Here is a 6,394-nt window from a genome sequence, read left to right as displayed (position 1 = left end):
GTTCGTCCTGAGCCAGGATCAAACTCTCCAAAAAAGAGTATGAGTTTAGCTCATAAGTTAAAACGTTGGCTCATGTCTTCTATAATAGAAGGACATGATCATTTATTGTTTGTTGACGCTTGTTTGTTTAGTTTTCAAAGAACAATTCGTTGCCTCATCGCCCGTAAGCGACTTTATTAATATAACATTTTCTTGCTGTATAAGTCAATAACTTTTTTCAAAAACTATTTGATTGAAGTTGTTGTTTCGTTACTGACTTTGAAGATTATATCAGGCATATAATGATAAAGCAATACCTTTTCTGTAGTTTCTTATTTTTATTCAAAGATACTCTTCATAGCTGTTTATAAAACATGTCATTTGAATCTTCATAGAATCTGTGAAATTAAAAAAAGCTGGCATACACGGCCAGCTCTTAGTGAATAATTTCTTCAATATGCAAATACCTGTTCTTCTCCAGGGCAAGAATCTGATCTGACTCCAGCAATTTCACCAACGGCCTTGCCGGGTTCTTTTCCTCTACAAAAATGATTTCTGCAGCCTGGCCATCCGACAATCGGATTTTGGTGCCTACGGAATAGTTCATAATCGCTGAACTTAATGCCTTCAATGCCGTTATATCAAACTCCCCGAATAATTCCTCATTGATCATTTCCAGCACTTTAAATGGCGAGTGCTTTGGTTTGTAGATTCGTTCGGAGGTCATTGCGTGAAAGGAATCAGCCACCGCAAGTATTTTTGCAAATGGATGGATCCTGCTTGCCTTTTCGCCGAATGGATAGCCGCTTCCGTCCATTCTTTCATGATGATGAAGAATGGCAATCTTTGTAGCATCCTTCAGCAACGGGCTGTTCCTGACCATCTGATAGCTAAATGTAGGATGTTTTTTGATTTCCTCGAATTCCTCTACCGTTAAAGTAGTGTTTTTGTTGAGAATGCTCGGGCTGATTTTCGCCATGCCGCAATCCGATAGACAGCCAGCCAGCGCGATTTGGGTCACTTCCCCTTTGCTGTAATTTAATTTCTTTGCGATGAAAGCACTGATGACCCCTACCGCCAATGGATGGTCATAGAGATATTCATTCTTGGTGGAATAATGATGCAGGTTGAATATATCCGACGAATTCATGTCACTTTGCTCAATAAGCGGGACAATGATCGACCTGAGTTTGGCAATATCGATCTGCATTCCTGATTGCCAGGAAATGAACTCTTTCTTGAACTCCTGCTTGGCCTGTAAAAACAGGTCAACAAAAGTACGTTCGGTCTTGTCCGAATTCAATGAAAGACTCTTGTCTTTTCCGGTCGAAGGGGCTGTGCATGGCAATCCATTCACCAGCGTTTTCTCCACTTCTACTTCCTTGACCAGAAAAATTTTCAGAATATCGATTAGATGCTCTGATAAGACTGTTTTCTTGCTCATGATGGGTCTATTCGTTTTACTTAGAACATCTTCAATAAGGATACAGCCCTCTTTTAGGTTGTCTACTAGTACGCGCAAGGCCATCCACTCCGGAATTTTAATTTTCTTACAATTATTTTACTTTATTTTACCAAAAAAGAGGAACACATTTTTGTGTTCCCCTTAAAAAGTTTATTCTTCTTCTGATTCGTTTGGTGTTTCGGCTGTTTCGGCTGATTCTGCTTCTTCGCTGCCAACCTCTTCTGGGTCAACGATTGCTTCCGCATTCTCATCCTCTTCCAGGTCTTCCGGCTTATCTTCTTCCTTGTCGACCTTCGCAACTGTCGCAACATACTCATTTTCAGCTTTGTTGAGACTGATGAGTTTAACACCTTGTGTATTACGGCCTGTCATGGAGATCGAGCTTACCGGAATGCGGATCAGCACGCCTCCTGTTGTGATCAGCATAAGGTCTTCCTCACCTGTTACGACCTTCATCGTGACAAGGTCACCATTCTTATCGGTGATATTGCAGGTCTTGATTCCCTTACCGCCACGCCCTTGCCTTCTGTATTCTTCGGAAGGTGTCCTCTTGCCGTAACCATTCTTGGTGACAACAAGGATCTCTGCGCTTTCTTCAAGGACTTCCATGCCGACAACTTCATCACCTTCAGACAGCGTGATTCCTTTTACCCCAGTGGCTGTACGGCCCATAGAGCGCACATCTGTTTCAGGGAAGCGGATCAGTAAGCCATCTTTTGTGCCGATGATCATTTCTTTGCTGCCATCTGTCAGACGAACGGAAATCAATTCATCGTCTTCACGCAGGTTCAGGGCAATCAGTCCATTGTTGCGGATATTTGCAAATGATGAAAGTGGTGAACGTTTTGAAATTCCTTCTTTCGTTGTGAAGAACAGGAACCAGTCATCCACGAATTCCGAAACAGGAATGATGGCGTTAACCCATTCACCTTTCTCTATTTCCAATAGGTTGATGATCGGAATTCCCTTAGCTGTCCGGCTAAATTCAGGGATTTCGTAACCCTTCGAACGATATACTTTTCCTTTGTTTGTAAAGAAAAGGATTGTATCGTGCGTGGATGTCGTGATTAAGTGTTCGACGAAATCATCTTCATTCGTACCCATCCCCTGGATTCCGCGGCCCCCGCGGCGCTGTGCCCTATATGTCGATACAGGCAGGCGCTTAACATAGCCGTTATGGGTAAGGGTGATGACAATGTTTTCTCGAGGAATCAAATCTTCGTCCTCGATCATTTCGAGACCGCCTGAGACAATCTCAGTGCGGCGCTCGTCATTGAAGCGCTCTTTGATTTCCGTAAGCTCTTCACGAATGATTTCGAGTACCTTTTCATTGTCAGCCAGGATTGCTTTTAATTCTGAGATCAGCTGCATGAGGTTCTGGAATTCTTCTTCGATCTTTTCGCGTTCCAAACCTGTGAGCCTCTGTAGACGCATATCAAGAATGGCCTGTGCTTGCTTATCGGATAGATTGAACTGTGTCATCAATCCTTCTCTGGCGATATCTGTCGTGCGTGAGCTTCTGATCAGGCTGATGACCGCATCAAGGTTATCAAGCGCGATTCGCAACCCTTCGAGAATGTGAGCACGAGCTTCTGCCTTCCTAAGTTCAAACTCTGTGCGTCGTCGAATGACGACTACCTGGTGGTCAAGATAGTATGTCAGACATTGCTTCAGGTTCAGAACCTTCGGCTGGCCATCGACTAAAGCAAGAAGGTTGATACCAAAGCTTGTCTGCAAGGCAGTTTGTTTATAAAGGTTATTTAGAAGGACATTTGCATTCGCATCCTTGCGAACTTCAATTACAATCCTCATACCCTTACGGTCAGACTCATCCCGCAAGTCCGTGATGCCGTCAAGCCTCTTGTCGCGGACTAATTCAGCGATTTTCTCAATCAGCCTGGCTTTATTGACCTGGTATGGAAGTTCCCTGACGATAATAACTTCCTTACCATTTGATTTTTGTTCAATTTCAACCTTCGCACGTAATGTAATCGACCCGCGGCCAGTCTCATAAGCTTTACGGATGCCACTGCGCCCTAAGATCAATCCCGCTGTCGGGAAGTCTGGTCCTGTGATGATCTCCATCAATTCCATGATGGTCATATCAGGGTCTTTACTGATGGCCAATACGCCATCAATGACCTCGCCAAGCTGATGCGGCGGGATGTTAGTCGCCATACCGACAGCAATACCGGAAGTACCGTTGACAAGCAGGTTCGGGAAGCGTGAAGGCATGACAATCGGTTCTCTTTCAGAACCGTCATAGTTATCCTGATAGTCGATTGTATCTTTATTGATGTCACGCAAAAGCTCCATCGAAATTTTGGACATACGGGCTTCTGTGTAACGCATCGCCGCTGCAGCGTCACCATCGACAGATCCAAAGTTTCCATGTCCATCGACTAGCATATAGCGATAGTTGAAATCCTGCGCCATACGGACCATTGTGTCGTATACAGCAGAGTCACCATGCGGGTGATACTTACCTATGACTTCACCGACGATCCTCGCCGATTTTTTATAGGCCTTGTCTGAATGCATGCCGAGATCATGCATTGCATATAGAATCCTTCTATGTACGGGCTTTAAGCCGTCACGGACATCCGGAAGCGCACGAGCTACGATTACACTCATGGCATAATCCAGGAAGGATGAACGCATTTCCTGGCTAATATTAATCTCTTTCACACGAGAGTTTGGTGTCTCAGCCATTTAAGAGAAACCTCCTTTAGTCGAAAAGCAAAGGCGCTTAGGTTTAGCGCGAATGCCAGTCACTAATCTAGTAATCAAATTACATATCATTATTCCATAAGAAGACAGGGGCTTAGCACCCCGGTTCAATGCAGCCTTTTTCAAGAAAAATCAGGATAGAGGCCATACCTTCTATCCTGCAAAAAAGAACAGTGCTTTGTAAAAAGAGACCTTACTATATATCCAGGTTCTTTACATAAAGTGCATTCTGCTCGATGAAATTGCGTCGTGGCTCTACCTTGTCACCCATGAGGATTTCGAAGGTTTCATCCGACTCGATTGCGTCCTCGAGATTTACCTGGAGCAATGTCCTTGTCTCAGGGTTCATTGTCGTCTCCCAAAGCTGCTCTGGATTCATCTCACCAAGACCTTTGTAACGCTGGATGCCTGGTTTTGGCTGCTGCGGGAGCTCAGCGAGGATCTGATCGAGCTGCTTGTCGTTGTAAGCATATTCGATTTTTTTGCCTTGCTGGATTTTATATAATGGCGGCTGGGCAATATAAATATATCCTGCCTCAAGAATTTTTCTCATATATCTGTAGAAGAACGTCAATAATAAAGTTCGGATATGGGCGCCATCGACATCGGCATCAGTCATGATGACGATTTTTTGGTAACGTGCCTTTGAAAGGTCAAAGTCCTCGCCGATCCCTGTACCGATTGCTGTTATGATCGCTCTTACTTCGTTATTCGATAAAATTTTATCCAGACGCGACTTTTCAACGTTCAGGATCTTACCTCTAAGCGGCAGGATCGCCTGGAAGTGGCGGTCACGGCCCTGCTTGGCGGAACCACCCGCAGAGTCACCCTCAACGACATAAATTTCACTGATTGATGGATCCTTTGAAGAGCAGTCAGCAAGCTTCCCTGGCAGACTGGAGATTTCAAGAGCACTCTTCCTCCGTGTCAGCTCACGCGCTTTTTTAGCCGCGAGTCTGGCTCTTGCGGCCATTAGGCCTTTGTCGACAATCTTCCTTCCGACATTCGGGTTTTCAAGCATGAATTTTTCAAAGTGGTCGGAAAACAGTGTGTCAGTTACCGTACGGACCTCAGAATTCCCAAGCTTTGTTTTCGTCTGGCCTTCGAACTGCGGATCAGGGTGCTTGATCGACACGATTGCAGTCAAGCCTTCACGAACGTCATCTCCTGAAAGATTGGCATCACTTTCCTTGAAAATCCCGTGCTTACGGGCATAATCGTTAATCACACGAGTCAAAGCTGTTTTAAAACCAGACTCATGCGTACCACCTTCATAAGTGTGGATATTGTTTGCGAAAGAGTAAATGTTTCCTGTGTAGCTGTCGTTGTATTGGATAGCTACCTCTACAGTAATGCCATCTTTTTCACCCTCAATATAGATCGGCTCTTCATGAAGGACTTCTCTCGTACGGTTTAAATGCTCAACATAGGACTTAATTCCGCCCTCGTAATAATACTCATTCCTTTTACCTTCTCCTCGCTTATCCTCAATCGTGATCTTGATTGCCCTGTTCAGGAAGGCAAGCTCACGCAGACGGTTTGCGAGTGTGTCATATTCATATTCCAATGTCTCGGTGAAAATCTCCGGGTCAGGCTTGAAGTGGACAGTCGTGCCTGTATGGTCCGTTTCGCCAATGACCTTCAGCGGGTCACCGACTATGCCACGCTCGAATTTTTGATAATGGACTTTGCCATCACGGTGGACAAATACTTCAAGATAGGTGGACAGCGCGTTAACAACGGATGCACCTACACCGTGCAGTCCTCCGGAAACCTTATAGCCTCCGCCGCCGAACTTACCGCCTGCGTGAAGAACAGTCATGATAACCTCAACCGCAGGCCGTCCCATTTTTTCGTGGATACCGACCGGGATTCCCCGGCCATTATCCTTGACAGTAATACTGTTATCTTCTTCGATAATGACGTTTATTTCATCACAGAAGCCGGCAAGAGCTTCGTCTATACTATTATCAACGATTTCCCATACAAGATGGTGCAAACCTTTTCCACTCGTTGATCCGATATACATCCCTGGACGTTTGCGTACCGCTTCCAGGCCTTCGAGCACTTGAATCTGATTTTCATCATACGCTTGTCCCTGCATGGATTCTTGTTCCTCCATTGCCATATCGATCACCTACACTTTCAATTTCACTCATCTTTTTTCTAAATCTGTAAAATAAAACAGCGGATTTACTATAATCATTTCAAGTGGCATTT

At 44.7% G+C, this 6,394-nt stretch carries 4 protein-coding genes; 1 reads left to right on the top strand and 3 read right to left on the bottom strand.

What is annotated here, in order from left to right:
• Nucleotides 1-180, top strand: a 180-nt coding sequence (locus J7E38_RS15185) for a hypothetical protein (RefSeq protein ID WP_215038666.1), incomplete at its 5' end; no start/stop codon positions are given.
• Nucleotides 181-415: 235 nt separating this feature from the next.
• Here J7E38_RS15185 and J7E38_RS15180 read toward each other — a convergent pair.
• From J7E38_RS15180 to gyrB, 3 genes are all read right to left on the bottom strand, one after another.
• Nucleotides 416-1,507, bottom strand: coding sequence for an HD-GYP domain-containing protein (locus J7E38_RS15180; protein WP_215038665.1), 1,092 nt, complete (start codon nt 1,505-1,507; stop codon nt 416-418).
• An 87-nt stretch (nt 1,508-1,594) separates the two neighbouring features.
• Nucleotides 1,595-4,156, bottom strand: coding sequence for a DNA gyrase subunit A (gyrA, locus tag J7E38_RS15175; RefSeq protein WP_214705316.1), 2,562 nt, complete (start codon nt 4,154-4,156; stop codon nt 1,595-1,597).
• A gap of 214 nt (nt 4,157-4,370) precedes the next feature.
• A complete protein-coding gene (gene gyrB, locus J7E38_RS15170; protein ID WP_483297178.1) occupies nt 4,371-6,278 on the bottom strand; it encodes a DNA topoisomerase (ATP-hydrolyzing) subunit B in 1,908 nt (635 codons plus the stop codon).
• Between the last annotated feature and the right edge of the window lie 116 nt (nt 6,279-6,394).

It is taken from the genome of Bacillus sp. ISL-35, assembly GCF_018613355.1.
Lineage (GTDB): Bacteria > Bacillota > Bacilli > Bacillales > Cytobacillaceae > Mesobacillus.
This window is presented reverse-complemented; position numbering and strand designations above follow the sequence as displayed.